This window comes from Actinopolyspora xinjiangensis (assembly GCF_900104475.1).
Taxonomy (GTDB): domain Bacteria; phylum Actinomycetota; class Actinomycetes; order Mycobacteriales; family Pseudonocardiaceae; genus Actinopolyspora; species Actinopolyspora xinjiangensis.
Map to the genome: position 1 here is coordinate 145,035 of NZ_FNJR01000012.1, position 14,110 is coordinate 159,144.

Here is a 14,110-nt window from a genome sequence, read left to right on the forward strand (position 1 = left end):
CGCGAGCGGGAATTCCGTCCTGCCGAACCGGCCGGAACGTGATGCGCGGGTCGGTTTTCGGCCGAGTGATGCGGTGGCGTGCGATATGCTCGCCATTCTCCCTTTTCGGGGAAATACGAATGCCTGCGCTCGTGCTCGTGGCGCGTCGCTTTCCGTGCCATTCCGCTGTGGTCGACTTCGGTGTATCCGACACGTTTCCGACCGTTTCCGTGGACCGGACCGCTTTCGCGTTCCGGGGGAGGTGGGGGCCGCGCCACGTGCGGTGGCGCGTGGTGTTTCGGTCGATCTCACGAGAGTTTTACGCCCTGGTGATGCGGGCGGTGCGGCGTGATCCCGTTCGTGCTTTTGTTTCAGTGAGCTGGGAAAATGCTCTTCGGTGTCGATTTTTCGGTAATACGCGACAGTCACCGGCCACCCCGGACGGTCAATGTGAACGCCACGTAGACTTTCGCCAACCGGTCTGATTGGATCTCGTGACACGAGTCCGCACGAAGCCCGGATCGGTAATAGGCGCTTTGGTTGCGAGGTGGGATGGTGAGTCGGGTATGGGATATGCTCGAGCGCTCGCGCAGATCGTTACGGGACGGCGCGGCCAGACAGCGGCTGGAGGGCTCCACCAGACAGCTGCTGCAGCGCTCCCGCGACACCGTGGCCCAGATCATCGGCCCCGCGCCGTCGCGTGAGCCGAGTTCGCAGGACGTGCTGGCCGGAGTCTGCTCCAGTGTGGCCCTGCGCGATTTGAACCTCGTGGACTCGTTGCTCGAACAGCTCGAACAGATGGAGTCCGAAGAGGACGATCCGGAGTCGTTGGACCGTCTCTACCGGCTCGACCACCTGGCCACCCGACTGCGACGCAACGGTGAGAACCTCCGTGTGCTCGCCGGTCGGGACGCCGGTGGTACGAAACCCGAGACGGCTTCCCTCGTGGACGTGATCCGTGCGGGCATGTCCTCGATCGAGCACTACAGCAGGGTGGAGATCGGCAGGGTCCCGGAACTCGGCGTGGTCGGCTTCGCCGCCGACGATGTAAGCCGGTTGCTGGCCGAACTCCTGGACAACGCCACGGCGCATTCCCCGCCGAACTCGTCGGTGACCGTCAGCGCGCACCTGACCGAGCAGGGCAGCATGATGGTGCGCGTCGAGGACGCCGGGATCGGACTCCCCGCCGCCAGGCTCTCCGCGCTCAACGAGCGGCTCGCGAGCGCGCCGGTGCTCGACCGCGACGCGGTGCGGCACATGGGGCTGGCCGTGGTGCGCAGGCTCTCCTCTCGGCACGGTATCCGGGTTTGGCTGGCTCGCCGTGCACCGCACGGGACGACGGCCTCGGTGCTGTTGCCGGATTCCCTGGTGCACGAGAACGTCTCGCCGCGTGGCGGGAGTCAGCGGCGCTCCGAGACGGTGGAACCGGCGATCCCGGACATGCGTTCCTCTCCGGGAAGCGGGGAGAGCTCCACGAGTGTCGGTGTGGAGCACCGATCCAGCGGTACGGAGAGCGGGCTGGACGCTCCCTCGGTGGCCGCGGAACCCGTTTGGCCCTCGGAGGAGCAGGCGGCGGCGCAGCGGAACCACCAGCAGCCCGCCACCACGGCCAACGGGTTGCCGCGCAGGGTTTCGCGGAGTCTGAAGGAGTCGGCGAGCGGCGGGCGCGGGCAGGCGGCGGCCGCTTCGACCTCCGAGGGCGACGGCACGGAGCGCGACATCCGCGAGAGCCATCAGCGACTGCTCGCCGACCTGGGAGATTTCACAGCGGGCGAGCAGGAGGCCCGGCAGGGGCAGCACAACGACAACGACGATGCCGAGAGGTCACAGCAGTGACGGCTGCAGAAAGCAATGCTCAGTCCGCGAATTTCGACTGGCTGGTCGATGATTTCGTGCACCGGGTGCACGGGGCCACCCACGCGCTGATCCTGTCGGCGGACGGTCTGCCGCTGGCGGCTTCGACCTCGGTCACCAACGATGAGGCCGAACAGCTCGCCGCCATCTCCAGCGGCATGCTCAGCCTGGCGCACAACGGTTCCGCGCTGTTCGACAAGGGTGGTTGTGAACAGATCATCCTTCGGCTGCGCCATGGATACTTCCTGTTCATGGGCATCGGCACCGGTGCGGGGCTCGCCGTGCTGACCTCGGCCGAGGCGCAGATGCGCGTGGTCGCCTACGAGATGACCCAGTTCGTGGAGAACACCGGGCACGCGTTGACTCCGGAGGTCCGTGCCGACTTAAGGCGTGTGGTGACGGCGCGGCGGCCGAGCGACTGATCGGTTGAAGGAATTCCCATGGTCACGAACTCACAGACTCAGCGGGAGAACCGCAGTAGCCGGGTGCGGCCCTACGCGCTCACGCACGGACGGACCCGGACCAGGTACCCGCTCCTCGTCGAGACGATGATCTCGGTGCCGGACTACGACACCGAGTTCTCCCGGAAACTGCTTCCCGAATCCAGGGCGGTCTACGAGCATGCCCGGAGTCCGGTATCGCTGGCCGAACTCTCGGCCTCGCTGGACATCTCGCTCGGCGTGATCCGGGTGCTGGTCAGCGATCTCGCGACGGAGGGGGCGATCGTCATTCACCCCACCGGACAGGCTTACAGTTACGATCACAATATCCTCGAGAGGATTCTCGATGGCCTCAACAAGCTCTCCGCGTGACCCCGCCGAGCTGATGCTTTCGGCGAAGATCGTGGTCGCGGGCGGATTCGGAGTCGGTAAGACCACCTTCGTATCGTCGGTGTCCGAGATCGCCCCCCTGAATACCGAGGCGTGGATGACCGAGGCCAGCGAGGGCGTGGACGATCTCGACCCCGAGGGGGAGAAGACCACCACCACGGTGGCGATGGACTTCGGGCGCATTCAGTTGCACTCGGACCTCATGCTCTACCTGTTCGGTACGCCCGGGCAGTCCCGTTTCTGGTTCCTCTGGGACGACCTCGCGAGGGGGGCGCTGGGTGCGGTGGTGCTGGTGGACACCAGACGGATAGAGGAGTCGTTCGCCGCGATCAACTATTTCGAGCACGACTCGGAAATCCCGTTCGTGGTGGCGGTCAACCTCTTCGACGGGAAACTGACCCACGAGTTGGAGGAGATCCGCGAAGCGCTCGCGGTCGGCCCGGACGTCCCGTTGATCACCTGCGACGCGCGTGATTCAGTGTCCACTGTGGATGCTTTGCGGGCACTGGTTACCCACACGATGCGGCTGAACGTGACGCACGGTGCCGCATGATCCGTCGCCGTGTCCCGCGACGAACGGACGTCGTCAGGTGAAAGGAAGGGTTCGATGCGCAAGATTCTCATAGTCGGAGCCGGGCAGGCCGGCCTGCAGATCGGGCTGTGCCTGCTGGAACACGGCTATGACGTCACGGTCATGTCCGCGCGGACGCCGGAGGAGATCCGCGGTGGCCGCGTCATGTCCACCCAGGCCATGTTCCACACCGCGTTACAACACGAGCGGGACTACAAGCTCAACCTCTGGGAGAGCCGGGCGCCCCGCATCCAGGGGCTGGGCGTTTCCATCGCGGCCGAGGACGGCGCCAGGGCGCTGGACTGGGTGGGGATGCTGGACAACTACGGACAGTCCGTGGACCAGCGCATGAAGATGGCGGGCTGGCTGGAACTGTTCGAGGACAACGGTGGCAAGGTCATCTTCCACGGGGTGACCACTTCGGACCTCGACTCGTTGACCCGGCACTACGAGCTGGTGCTCGTGGCGGCGGGCAAGGGGGAACTCGTCCAGTTGTTCGGTCGCGACCCCGACCGCTCGCCCTACAACACGCCGCAGCGGGTGCTGTCGGTCAGCTATGTGCACGGCGCGGAGCGCCGACCGGAGCACCCGGACATGGACGCGGTGCGGTTCAACGTGGTCCCCGGCGTCGGTGAGCTGTTCGTGATCCCCGGACTGACGCTGAGCGGGCCGTGCGAGATCCCGTTCTTCGAGGGCATACCGGGCGGGCCGCTCGACTGCTGGTCCGACAGGCCCGCTCCCGGCGACCACTGGCGGCGAATGCTGGAGCTGATGCGGCAGTACGTCCCCTGGGAGTACGAGCGCTTCAAGCACGCCGAGCTCACCGACTCGCAGGCGACCCTCTCCGGCGGTTACGCGCCGGTGGTGCGTCACCCGGTCGGTCAACTGCCCTCGGGCGGGGTGGTGCTCGGCATGGCCGACGTCGTGGTGGCCAACGATCCCATCACCGGCCAGGGGTCCAACAACGCGAGCAGGTGCGCCGCCTCCTACCTGGAGAGCATCCTGGAACGGGGGGACGAACCCTTCGACAGCGACTGGATGCGGCGGACCTTCGAGCGTTACTGGTCCATCGCGGAGCCGGTGACGACCTGGACCAACGCGATGTTGCAGCCACCGCCCCCGCACATGCTCGACGTCTTCTTCCGGGCGGCGGACAACGCGAGCATCCGCAAGCGCTTCGTCAACGGGTTCGACAATCCGGCCGACTTCGGCGACTGGTTCCTCGATCCGGAGCTGGCCGAGCAGTATCTGCGCGAGGTCGACGGCTGACGGAAGTCCGGACGACGGGTACGTGACCGAGGGTCGCCGGGGCCGCCCCCTCCGGAGCGGTCCCGGGACACGGCGGAACCGGATTACGCACCAGGGTTCCGCACCTCGATCGGTGCCCGAGGTGCGCCCCACCCCCGTGCTCCGGGAGTCCCGACAGATGGAGGGGGCTCAGCTCTTGCCCGGCCCGGTGGGCCCCTTGCCGCGTCCCCCCGCGCCGCCCGGTCCACCCGGGCCCCGGCGGCGCAGGTAGCGCTCGAACTCGGCCGCGATCGCCTCACCGCTGGTCTCGCTCAGTGAGTTCTCGGCGTCGCCGCGCTCCTCCAGCGCGCGCACGTAGTTGCGGACGTCCTCGTCCTCCTCGGCCATCTCGCTGACGGTGTTCTCCCACTCCTCGGCCTGCTCGGGCAGGTTGTTGAGCGGAACCTCCAGGTCGAGTGCCTCCTCGACCCGGTGCAGCAACGCCAACGTGGCCTTGGGTGAGGGGGGCTGCGAAACGTAGTGCGGCACGGCCGCCCAGAACGAGATCGCCGGGATGCCCGCTTGTACGCACGCGTCCTGGAAGATGCCCAGGATGCCGGTGGGGCCCTCGTAACGGGAGCGCTCCAGCCCGAACCGGCTCGCGGACTCGGCGTCGTAGGCGGTGCCGGTCACCGGAATCGGCCGGGTGTGCGGCGCGTCCGCCAGCAGCGCTCCCAGACTGACCACCGTGCTGGCCCCCGCCCGCTCGATGTGGGCCAGCAGTTCGGAGCAGAACGCCCGCCAGCGCATGTTCGGTTCGATGCCGTGGATCAGCACCACGTCCCTGCTGCAGCCAGGCGGTCGGCACACCGAGAGTCTCGTGGTGGGCCAGGAGACCTCCCGGGTCACCCCGTCGACCAGCTTGACGCTGGGCCGGGACACCTGGAAGTCGTAGTAGGGATCCGGGTCGATCTCCGTCCAGCTGGTAGCGTCCCAGGTCAGCTGGAGGTGTTCCACGGCGGTACTGGCGGCGTCGCCGCCGTCGTTCCATCCCTCGAAAGCGCAGATTATGATGCTGTCCTCGAGGGTGAAACCGGCAGGTGGGGCAGGTACGGACACACGGCGAGGGTACTACCCGCGCTGCGTGCTGTCGGAGATGATTACCGTCGGCCGCCTCGCGCCGGTTCCGAACCGGAGCCGTGGCCGTACTCACATCACGAGCTGCGCGCCGTGAACGAGCCAGTAGGCTGGATACATGCTCAACGATCTTCGGCGGTCCTTCGCGCCGGGCCGTCCCGGAGTTCTGCCTCGGGAACGGACGGGTGAACCACTTCGATGACCGAGACCGATCCCCATGCCGCCGGGCCTCACAGCGCCGCGGCCGCGCCGGAGCTTCCCGCCGCCGTCCTCTTCGACATGGACGGCACCCTGGTCGACTCCGAGAAGCTCTGGACGGTCGCCATGGACGACTACGCGGCCGCCCACGACGGCGAGATCAGCGATGCCGCGCGGGCGAGCATGGTCGGCTCCAACATGTCCCGCAGCATGCGGTTGTTGCTGGCCGATCTCGGCATGCCCACCGAACCCGCCGACGTAGAGGCCGCTGGCCAATGGGTGGTCGCCCGGATGTCCGAGATGCTGAGCAACGATCTCACCTGGCGTCCCGGTGCGGAGGGGGCGCTCCGGCGGGTCAGCGCCAGCGGGGTACCGGTGGCTCTGGTGACCTCCACCATCCGTTCCCTCACCGACATCGCGCTGCGGACGATCGGGACCGGGGTGTTCGACGTCACCGTCTGCGGCGACGAGGTGGACGGCCGCAACAAACCAGACCCGGAGCCCTACCTGCGCGCGTGCCGGCGCCTGGGGGTGGATCCGAGGCACTGCGTGGCCGTCGAGGACTCGCCCACCGGGGTGAGTTCCGCGGTGGCCGCGGGCTGCGCGGTGCTCGGGGTCGCATGTGAAGTACCACTGAACCCCGAGTTGGGGTGTACCCTCCGGGACTCCCTGGAGGGAATCGACGCGGTCGAGCTCGGCTCGTTGTTGCGTCGTGGCTGACCTCCCCGGCGCCCGCGCGGCGGCCGGTGTCCGAACGCGCGCGGCGGGATGTAAGGATCACCGGTCGTGAAGACCTTCGACGAGCTGTTCAGTCAGCTTCAGCAGCGCGCGCACAGCCGACCCGAGGGCTCTGCCACGGTCGCCGCCCTCGACGCGGGAATCCACGCACAGGGCAAGAAAGTCCTCGAGGAAGCGGGCGAGGTGTGGTTGGCCGCCGAGCACGAGTCCGACGAGCAGCTCGCGGAGGAGGCCTCCCAGCTGCTCTACCGGTTGCAGGTGATCCTGCTGGCGCGGGGACTCTCCCCCGACGACGTCTACCGCTATCTGTGAAGTGTTGCTCTGCTGGAGCTTGGGCTCGGTTAGCCGGTCGCTGCGGCGGACGCTTGCGGCGTTGGCCCGCTCTTGAGTAGCCACTACGCGGCGAGCGGTCCTGCCTCGCGATCGAACCCTCGCGACGTCTTGATGTCGGAATCCCGGCCGGGGCGGTGGTTCCCCGCGTCGTCCGGCCGGTATCCGACTCGGACGGTCCCGCGTTCCGATGAGGTGACCGGATCGTGATCCGAACGGCCCATGCGACGCGCGTCAGGACGGATAATGGTGTCCGGAAGACGCCGATCATCAGCGGGAGGAACCATGGGTGTGGTTCCGGTGGGCTCCGCGCCGCCGAAGTGGCAACTGTACGCGGGGATGCCGTGTTGGATCGAACTGGTCACCCCGGACCTGGACAGTGCCTGCGAGTTCTACACGGCACTGTTCGGTTGGCGGTACGAAAACCGGCGGGCCTCGGACGAGGGGGAACACCTGATCGCCTCGCACGACGGCTTCCCCGTGGCCAGTCTGCGGACCTCGGTGGAGTGCGGAGCGCGGTGGCGGTTGTTCCTCGCCACGGGGGACTGCCGCCTCGCTTGCGAACAGGCGGAGAGCAACGGTGCCAGTGTGACCACGCCGCCGCGGCATCTCAGCGGTATCGGCACCAAGGCCGTGCTCGGCGACCCTTGCGGTGTCGAGTTCGGACTGCTGGAACCGGAGACCTCCTGGCAGTTCGACGTGGGGCTTCCAGCGACCCTCATGTGGGCGGAGCTGCTCACCATCAAGGCTCAGACGGCCGATCTGTTCTTCCAGGAGTTGTTCGGCTACACCGCCGCGCAGTTCGGCACCGAGAACCAGCTCGACTACTCGGTCTGGTACCTGGGTGAGGAGTCGGTGATGGCCCGTGTCAGCATGCTGCGCGAATACATCAACGACGAGACCGAGCCGCACTGGTTGATCTACCTCGGGGTCGATTCCGACATCGGTACCGACGAGGCGGTCCGGCGCGCCATCGCCGCCAACGGCAGGGTCCGGGTCAACCCCTACGACTCGCCGCTGGGCAGGGTGGCGGTACTCCGCGATCCCACCGGCGCCAGGGTTGCCCTGGTGGACGCCTCCCGAGCACCGGAGGGGAACGGAATCCCCGGAAACTACGATCCATACGAGGACTGACGGGGCCTTCCCGCCTCGGGTGGCGAGAGGCCGGGGGCGGAAGCCCCCGTCGGTTACCGTCGCCGTGCCGCACCGAACGGGCACCGTGCTACGCCGGTGCCGCCCCGCATGAGCGTGACGCGGCAGCCTTCGGAAGACCGACGGCCTGAGCGATCGGAGCCGACAGTGTCGCCGGGAGTATCCGTCCCGCTCCGGGCCGTGCCCGGGGCGGGACGTGTGTCTTTCGGACGGTTCGCGGGAACGGCCGATGGGGTCGTTCAGAGCCTGGTGGGAAGCAGTGCCTGCGCTCCCTGCCCCACCGGTCCCGCGGCGTCGTGCAGCACGGTTCGGGTCGTTCCCGCGCCGTCCGGGCCGAGCGTCATCCGCGCGTCGAGCCCCATCCACTCGCCGCCTGGTTCCCGTGACAGGTGCACGGTGAGATCGGTGTTGGCGAACGCCCACCGCTCGAACGGCAGGCTGCTCGACACGCCGCTGGCGCAGTCCGCGACGGCGAACAACCGTTGCAGCGGACTCGGTTCCTCCCCGGCGACCAGCGGCATGCGCTGCCTGGCCCACACCCGGGCGCGGCCGGGCTCCGCTGGTTCCGAGGCCGCCGAGCGCCACTCCAGCGCGTTCGCGTAGCCGCCCGACCACCCTTCGGGCAGCGGCATCGGCGGGCAGTGCTCGGGAGCGGTGAGCCGCCTCGCATCGTCGTGTGCCACGTCGGTGGTGTCGGAACGCAGCATCCGCCAGGCCCGTGCCGTGGCCGCGACCCTGCCGGAGGCCGCGATCTCGGCGGTCACCAGCTCCACGGAGCGCCCCGGGCGGGCCACCTCGGCGCGCACCGTCACCTCGTCCACCGGCACCGGGCCGAGCACGTCCACGCTCACCCGGCGGACGGCCCGCCGTTCGTCGGGGGCGCAGCGCTCGACGGCGCGCACCAGCAACGCGGCCACCGGGCCGAGATGCTGCGCCTTGTCCGACCATGGGCCCACGGTGTGTTCGGTGGCTCGGAAAACGCCCTCGTCGAGCGGTTCGTAGAACACGTCCTCGGATGTCGTCAACACGTTCGCCTTTCGGTCATGGTCGTCCCATAGGGGCCGTCACGGGGCCGCCGTGGAGCTCATTCGCCGGCCCCGGCCGGGGTGGCTGTCTCCCGCTGCGGCTCGGGCCATCCCGGATAGGGAGGGGCGGTTCCGCCGTGAGCGGGGCACAGCGGTTTGAAGTCACAGAAGTCGCACAACCGGGACGGATTGGGGCGAAAGTCGCCGCTGCGTCCCGCGCGCAGGATGGCCTGCCAGATGGCGTCGAGGGTCCGCTCGAACCGGCGCAGCTCCGCCTCGTCCGGGGTGTAGGCCAGCGACTGCCGATCGGCCAGGTACATCAGCAGCAACTGCCGTGGCATCTCCCCACGGGCGCGCCACAGCACCAGGGCGTAGAACTTCATCTGGAACAATGCCTTGTTCTCACCGAACTGCCGGGGTGCGGAACCGGTCTTGTAGTCGACCAGCCGCACCTCGCCGGTGGGGGCGACGTCGACCCGGTCGATGAACCCCCGCAGCAGCACACCGCTTTCCAGTTCGGTCTCCACCCGCATCTCGCACGCCTCGGGTTCGAGCCGCCGCGGATCCTCCAGCTCGAAGTACGACTCGAGCAGCCTGCCCGCCGATGCCAGCCATTCGGTCAGCTCGTGCTCGTCGGCGAACAGTTCGGCCAGCTCGGGCCGCTCGGCACGCAGTTCCCGCCAGGCGGGGGTGAGGAGCTCGGCCGCCGTGGTGCGGTCCCGTCTCGTGGCGGGCAGATCGAACAGTCGCTCCAGCGCCGAGTGCACCACGGTGCCGCGCGCCTGCGCTTTCGTGGGGGTCTCCGGAATCCGGTCCACCGCACGGAACCGGTACAGCAGTGGGCACTGCTTGAAGTCGCTCGCCCGGGACGGTGAAAGCGCGGGGCGGCGGCGTTCACCGGATTCCTGGGGCGTGGAGCTCGCGAACTCGCCGTTTGTCTCGTTCCGGGCCGATTCCGCCATGTCCGGCCACCCTAGTAGGGCAGTCCTCGAACCGGTCGCCGTGGTGGCCGCCCCGCCGGACCCGCGTTCCCGCGCGTAGCGACCGGGGACTCGAACCGTCGCGTTTCCCGGAAGGCGTGTCGTGCCGGAGCCGGTACCAACCCGGCGCGACACGCCGTGCTCGCGGCACCGCGCTCCGCTCCTCGTCGCTGCGGCGTTCTAGGCTGCGTTCATGGCCACCGAGCGGACACGAACGGGACTCGGCAGCGGGGGACTGCGCCTCTTCCGGGTCGTGGGGGTGCCGGTGCTGTTGTCCCCGTCCTGGTGGCTGGGGGCGGCCGTCATCGTGCTGCTCTACACCCCGCTGGTGCGCGGCCTGCTGCCCCACGCGGGTGTCTGGGCGAGCGCGTTCGTCGCGGCGGCGTTCACGGTGTTCCTGGCCGGTTCGGTGCTGCTGCACGAGCTCGGGCACTGCCTCGTGGCGCTGCGGCTGGGCCTGCCGGTGCGGCGGGTGCGGCTGTTCCTGCTGGGCGGGATCTCCGAGATCGCCCGCAGTCCTCCCACCGCCTTCCGGGAGGGGCTGATCGCGGCGGCCGGGCCCGTGGTGTCCCTGGTGCTGGCGGGCTGCACCGGTATCGGCTGGTTCGCGCTGCAGCCGCACGGCGCGGTGTGGCTGCTGGTGGCGCAGACGTGCGTGGCAAACCTCGCGGTCGGGGTGTTCAACCTGTTGCCCGGATTGCCGCTGGACGGCGGCAAGCTGCTCCGCGCCGCGACCTGGCGGCTGACCGCGAACCGGCACCACGGCACCGTGGCCGGGGCGTTGGGAGCGGTGGCGGTCGCGCTGGGTCTGCTGGGCTGGGGAATCGGTGGTTTCTTCTCCGACTCACCGGGTGCGTGGCTGCGGTTCGCGGTGTGCGTGCTGATGGCCTGGTTCGTGCTCGCCGGGGCGTTCTCGGAGTACACCGCCGGGCGGGGAGACCGCTGGCCCAGTGGACTGGGGCTGGAAGATCTGCTTCGTCCCGTGCTGCAGCTGCCCGCGGAGAGCCCGGTGGGCGACGCGTTGTCGGCCGCGGCCGGACGCGGGGTGGTGTTGGTACGCGCCGACGGTGTGGCGGTGGGGCTGCTCGACCAGTCCCGAGCCGCCGAGCTGGCGACGATCTCGCCCCGTGAACCCGCCGAGCGGGCGTCGGAGGCGGTGCTGCCGGAAACCGTGCTGCTGCGCGACGAGGAGCACGAGGAGGTGCTGTGCAGACTGCGTACCGTCTCGGCCGAGCAGTTCCTCGTGGTCGACCCGGAAGGCAGGCCGTGCGGCGTGCTGAGTCGTACCGCCGTCCGGGACGCGGCCCGCAGGTACGGCCCGGAGTCCTGAAGCACCGGTGGGGATGGTGGCGTTTTCCCGCGTTGCCCGGCGGTCGCGGCAGGGAGTCCTCGCCGACGGCGAGCGGGGCGTCTGGCAGGATGAGCCGCCGTCTCCGAAACGGGCGAGCAATGCATACGCGGGAGGTTCTACACAGGTGAGCAGCGTCAGTGGGCCGTTCGGGCCAGGGGATCGAGTCCAGTTGACCGATCCCAAGGGGCGACGCAAGACGATCGTCCTGCAGCCCGGCGGCGAGTACCACACCCAGCACGGTGTGCTGCCGCACGACGAGATAATCGGCCGTGATGAGGGATCGGTCGTCAGTTCCAACGGCGGGACCTCCTACCTGGCGGTCCGCCCGCTGCTGTCGGACTACGTGCTGTCCATGCCGCGCGGGGCGCAGGTCATATACCCCAAGGACGCGGCACAGATCCTGATGTGGGGCGACATTCGGCCCGGAGCGCGGGTGCTGGAGGCCGGTGCCGGGTCGGGCGCGTTGACCTGCTCGCTGTTGCGCGCGGTGGGCGAGAGCGGTTCGGTGACCTCCTGGGAGGTGCGTCAGGATCACGCCGATCACGCGGAGCGCAACGTCGAGCGGTTCTTCGGTGAGAAGCCGGACAACTGGACGCTGCACGTCGGCGACGTCACCGAGTACGACGGTGGTCCGGTCGATCGGGTCGTACTGGACATGGTCTCGCCGTGGGAGGCGCTGGAGCCGGTGCACCGTGGTCTCGTGCCCGGTGGCGTGCTGGTGATCTACGTGGCCACCACGACCCAGCTGTCCACGGTCACCGAGGCGTTGCGCGAGCACCAGGGCTGGACCGAGCCGCAGTCCTGGGAGACGTTGTTGCGGCCGTGGCACGCGGTGGGCATGGCGGTGCGCCCGGAGCACCGCATGGTAGCCCACACCGCGTTCCTGCTGGTGACCCGCCGGCTGGCCGACGGGGTGACGCCGTTGCGGGTGCACCGCAGGCCGAGCAAGGGATGACCGGTGGCCGCGCGAGTGGGGGTCGTGCGGCCAAGCCGGGTGGTTCGCCCGACTTCCGGACGGCGGAGCCGGGCGGGCTGTCCCTCAGCCGGTGGACGAGTCGGCGCCGTCGCACATCTTCCACTCGCCGTCCTCGACGATCATGTCGAACTCGTGGTCGAATTCCTGGTTCTTCGTCGGGAGCCCCGGGACGCCCGTGTCTATCGTCATGCTCCCGGTCAGATGTGCCACAGCCCTGGTGTCCGACTTCTCACGCACCTCACGCGCTTCGATGTCGAAGCTCAGGCCCTCGTAGATCTTTCTGGCCCGCTCCTCGCTGAGGCCGCCCTTCTGCATCTCTTCGATGAAGTTGTCCTTCTTGAACCGTGAGACATCGCTGTTCTCCGTCCCCCGGTTCTGCTCACAGGTCATCGAAGCGACCGCGGAGAAGTCCTTGTCGTTGATGCTGTTGACGTACTTCTGTGCAGTGTCCTTCGGATCACCGGGGCCGCCCAGCACCACGAACAGCAGCACGGCGACGCCGCCGAGGACGAGGAGGCCGCCGCCGGTGCCGCCGAGAATCCAGGGAAGTTTGGACTTCTTTTGCTGGGGGTGGTACCCGCCGGGCATTCCCGGCTGCGGCTGGCCCCAGGCCTGTTGCTGTCCCCATCCCTGCTGGGGGTGGTGTCCGGCGGGTTGTTGGCCCCAGCCCTGTGAGTCCCAGGCTGTCGGCGGGTACTGCCCGCCCGGTTGTTGGCCGTAGGGGTCGGGTTGGCCGGGCTGCTGGCCCCAGGCGGGCTGTCCGCCGCTCTGGGGGTACTGTCCCCCGGGCTGCTGGCCCCACGCCGGTTGCTGCCCGGAGTCCGGGTAGTGACCGCCGGGGTATCCACCCTGTTGCCCCCAGTTCTGCTGTTGCCAGGGATCGTTCGGGCCGGGATTCTGCGGTGGGTAGGTCATCTCTCCTCGCGTTTCGGGGATTTCGTTCGAGTGGTGCGGTCACCGGCGGGTGCCGTGCTCGGAGCACCGCGCCGTTTTCGGCGGTGACGCTCGGCATCAGGAGGAAAAACATACCTTCCAGGAGCCTTCCTCCTGGACCGGATCGAGTTCTTGGGTGATCGATTCCTCTCCGGAGGTGCTCATCCTCATCGTGAACGTTCCGCTGCCGTCGTCGTGCTCGACGTTCCGCGCGGTCACGCTCGACCGGCGCAACTTGGACAGTTCCCGGTCATCGAGCTGTGAGGTCTGCTCCGGTTGGCCGCGAAGACTCTCCTTCACGGCTCGTCGCTGTTCCTGGCAGAGCAGGTCGTCGTACTCCGAGGTGGGCGGGTGGGGCCAACGGGTTGGTCAGCTGCCGTTGTGCGAGCGTCTCGTAGCGAGCCACCACGTCCTCGGGGCCGTTGCCGCCCAGCGTCACGAACAGCAGTACGGCGACGCCGCCGAGGATCCAGGGGAGTTTGGATCTCTTCCGCTGCTGGGGATGGTAGCCGCCGGGGCGTGCGTAGGACGGGTAGGCGTTGGGCTCGCCGGACGGCCCCGGTTGTGGCTGGCCCCAGCCCTGCTGTGCACCCCACACCTGCTGCGGGCCGTTCTGAGGGTGGTGTCCTGCGGGGTTGCAGGCCGTAGGGGGCGGATTGGCCGTGCTGCCGGTCCCAGGCGGGCTGTCCGCCGCTCGGCGGATGCTGTCCACCGGGCTGCCCACCGTACGGTCGTTGGTCACCCCGAGGATCACTCTGCCCGGGATGTTGTGGATGTGTCATGTCGTTTCCTCGATCCGAATGTTGCGCGATCACGCGCCGGAGCGGTG

General features: G+C 68.7%; 15 protein-coding genes. 10 read left to right on the top strand and 5 right to left on the bottom strand.

The window, feature by feature from the left end; genetic code table 11:
* Window positions 1–552: 552 nt before the first annotated feature.
* The 5 genes from BLQ75_RS18155 to BLQ75_RS18175 are packed head-to-tail and all read left to right on the top strand — an operon-like array spanning window position 553 to window position 4,503.
* Window positions 553–1,815 carry a sensor histidine kinase gene (locus BLQ75_RS18155; protein ID WP_244515689.1) on the top strand — a complete coding sequence of 421 codons (1,263 nt, stop codon included), beginning with the start codon at window positions 553–555 and terminating at the stop codon, window positions 1,813–1,815.
* Window positions 1,812–2,255, top strand: a complete 444-nt coding sequence (locus BLQ75_RS18160; RefSeq protein ID WP_092603865.1) for a roadblock/LC7 domain-containing protein — start codon at window positions 1,812–1,814, stop codon at window positions 2,253–2,255. Before BLQ75_RS18155 ends, BLQ75_RS18160 begins: the two co-directional genes overlap by 4 nt.
* Window positions 2,256–2,273: 18 nt before the next feature.
* On the top strand, window positions 2,274–2,645 hold the full coding sequence (locus tag BLQ75_RS18165; RefSeq protein ID WP_092603866.1) for a DUF742 domain-containing protein: 372 nt from the start codon (window positions 2,274–2,276) through the stop codon (window positions 2,643–2,645).
* A 13-nt stretch (window positions 2,646–2,658) separates the two neighbouring features.
* Window positions 2,659–3,216, top strand: a complete 558-nt coding sequence (locus BLQ75_RS18170) for a GTP-binding protein (RefSeq protein WP_092603867.1) — start codon at window positions 2,659–2,661, stop codon at window positions 3,214–3,216.
* A gap of 54 nt (window positions 3,217–3,270) precedes the next feature.
* Window positions 3,271–4,503, top strand: coding sequence for a styrene monooxygenase/indole monooxygenase family protein (locus BLQ75_RS18175; protein ID WP_092603868.1), 1,233 nt, complete (start codon window positions 3,271–3,273; stop codon window positions 4,501–4,503).
* Between the two features lie 168 nt (window positions 4,504–4,671).
* On the opposite strand, the gene BLQ75_RS18180 is transcribed toward BLQ75_RS18175, so the two are convergent.
* Entirely contained in the window at window positions 4,672–5,580 is a 909-nt protein-coding gene (locus BLQ75_RS18180) for a PAC2 family protein (protein ID WP_092603869.1), read from the bottom strand.
* A 216-nt stretch (window positions 5,581–5,796) separates the two neighbouring features.
* Here BLQ75_RS18180 and BLQ75_RS18185 point away from each other — a divergent pair, with 216 nt between their 5' ends.
* The 3 genes from BLQ75_RS18185 (at window position 5,797) to BLQ75_RS18195 (ending at window position 7,998) form a co-directional block, all read left to right on the top strand.
* Window positions 5,797–6,516, top strand: a complete 720-nt coding sequence (locus BLQ75_RS18185; protein WP_244515691.1) for an HAD family hydrolase — start codon at window positions 5,797–5,799, stop codon at window positions 6,514–6,516.
* A 66-nt stretch (window positions 6,517–6,582) separates the two neighbouring features.
* A complete protein-coding gene (locus BLQ75_RS18190) occupies window positions 6,583–6,846 on the top strand; it encodes a phosphoribosyl-ATP diphosphatase (protein WP_092603870.1) in 264 nt (87 codons plus the stop codon).
* A 303-nt stretch (window positions 6,847–7,149) separates the two neighbouring features.
* Window positions 7,150–7,998: a VOC family protein gene (locus BLQ75_RS18195; protein ID WP_092603871.1), complete on the top strand. Its 849-nt coding sequence runs from the start codon at window positions 7,150–7,152 to the stop codon at window positions 7,996–7,998.
* 257 nt (window positions 7,999–8,255) lie between these two features.
* Here BLQ75_RS18195 and BLQ75_RS18200 read toward each other — a convergent pair whose 3' ends face one another.
* Together BLQ75_RS18200 and BLQ75_RS18205 are read right to left on the bottom strand one after the other, a co-directional pair.
* On the bottom strand, window positions 8,256–9,041 hold the full coding sequence (locus BLQ75_RS18200; RefSeq protein ID WP_092603946.1) for a thioesterase family protein: 786 nt from the start codon (window positions 9,039–9,041) through the stop codon (window positions 8,256–8,258).
* Between the two features lie 59 nt (window positions 9,042–9,100).
* Complete coding sequence (locus tag BLQ75_RS18205) at window positions 9,101–10,003, bottom strand: RecB family exonuclease (RefSeq protein ID WP_092603872.1); 903 nt, start codon at window positions 10,001–10,003, stop codon at window positions 9,101–9,103.
* A gap of 211 nt (window positions 10,004–10,214) precedes the next feature.
* Here BLQ75_RS18205 and BLQ75_RS18210 point away from each other — a divergent pair, with 211 nt between their 5' ends.
* Together BLQ75_RS18210 and BLQ75_RS18215 are read left to right on the top strand one after the other, a co-directional pair.
* Window positions 10,215–11,351, top strand: a complete 1,137-nt coding sequence (locus tag BLQ75_RS18210) for a site-2 protease family protein (protein WP_092603873.1) — start codon at window positions 10,215–10,217, stop codon at window positions 11,349–11,351.
* A 145-nt stretch (window positions 11,352–11,496) separates the two neighbouring features.
* On the top strand, window positions 11,497–12,327 hold the full coding sequence (locus BLQ75_RS18215) for a tRNA (adenine-N1)-methyltransferase (RefSeq protein WP_092603874.1): 831 nt from the start codon (window positions 11,497–11,499) through the stop codon (window positions 12,325–12,327).
* A gap of 84 nt (window positions 12,328–12,411) precedes the next feature.
* Here the strand turns inward: BLQ75_RS18215 and BLQ75_RS23600 are convergent, their stop codons facing one another.
* Window positions 12,412–13,263 carry an Rv0361 family membrane protein gene (locus BLQ75_RS23600; protein WP_170837561.1) on the bottom strand — a complete coding sequence of 284 codons (852 nt, stop codon included), beginning with the start codon at window positions 13,261–13,263 and terminating at the stop codon, window positions 12,412–12,414.
* Window positions 13,264–13,531: 268 nt separating this feature from the next.
* On the bottom strand, window positions 13,532–14,023 hold the full coding sequence (locus tag BLQ75_RS23135) for a hypothetical protein (RefSeq protein WP_139183027.1): 492 nt from the start codon (window positions 14,021–14,023) through the stop codon (window positions 13,532–13,534).
* Between the last annotated feature and the right edge of the window lie 87 nt (window positions 14,024–14,110).

Bases quoted from the DNA above. Each gene is read 5' to 3' on its own strand.
- BLQ75_RS18155 (WP_244515689.1), top strand. From the start codon at position 553: ATGCTCGAGCGCTCGCGCAGATCGTTACGGGACGGCGCGGCCAGACAG.
- BLQ75_RS18165 (WP_092603866.1), top strand. From the start codon at position 2,274: ATGGTCACGAACTCACAGACTCAGCGGGAGAACCGCAGTAGCCGGGTG.
- BLQ75_RS18170 (WP_092603867.1), top strand. From the start codon at position 2,659: ATGCTTTCGGCGAAGATCGTGGTCGCGGGCGGATTCGGAGTCGGTAAG.
- BLQ75_RS18175 (WP_092603868.1), top strand. From the start codon at position 3,271: ATGCGCAAGATTCTCATAGTCGGAGCCGGGCAGGCCGGCCTGCAGATC.
- BLQ75_RS18185 (WP_244515691.1), top strand. From the start codon at position 5,797: ATGACCGAGACCGATCCCCATGCCGCCGGGCCTCACAGCGCCGCGGCC.
- BLQ75_RS18195 (WP_092603871.1), top strand. From the start codon at position 7,150: ATGGGTGTGGTTCCGGTGGGCTCCGCGCCGCCGAAGTGGCAACTGTAC.
- BLQ75_RS18205 (WP_092603872.1), bottom strand. From the start codon at position 10,003: ATGGCGGAATCGGCCCGGAACGAGACAAACGGCGAGTTCGCGAGCTCC.
- BLQ75_RS18210 (WP_092603873.1), top strand. From the start codon at position 10,215: ATGGCCACCGAGCGGACACGAACGGGACTCGGCAGCGGGGGACTGCGC.
- BLQ75_RS23600 (WP_170837561.1), bottom strand. From the start codon at position 13,263: ATGACCTACCCACCGCAGAATCCCGGCCCGAACGATCCCTGGCAACAG.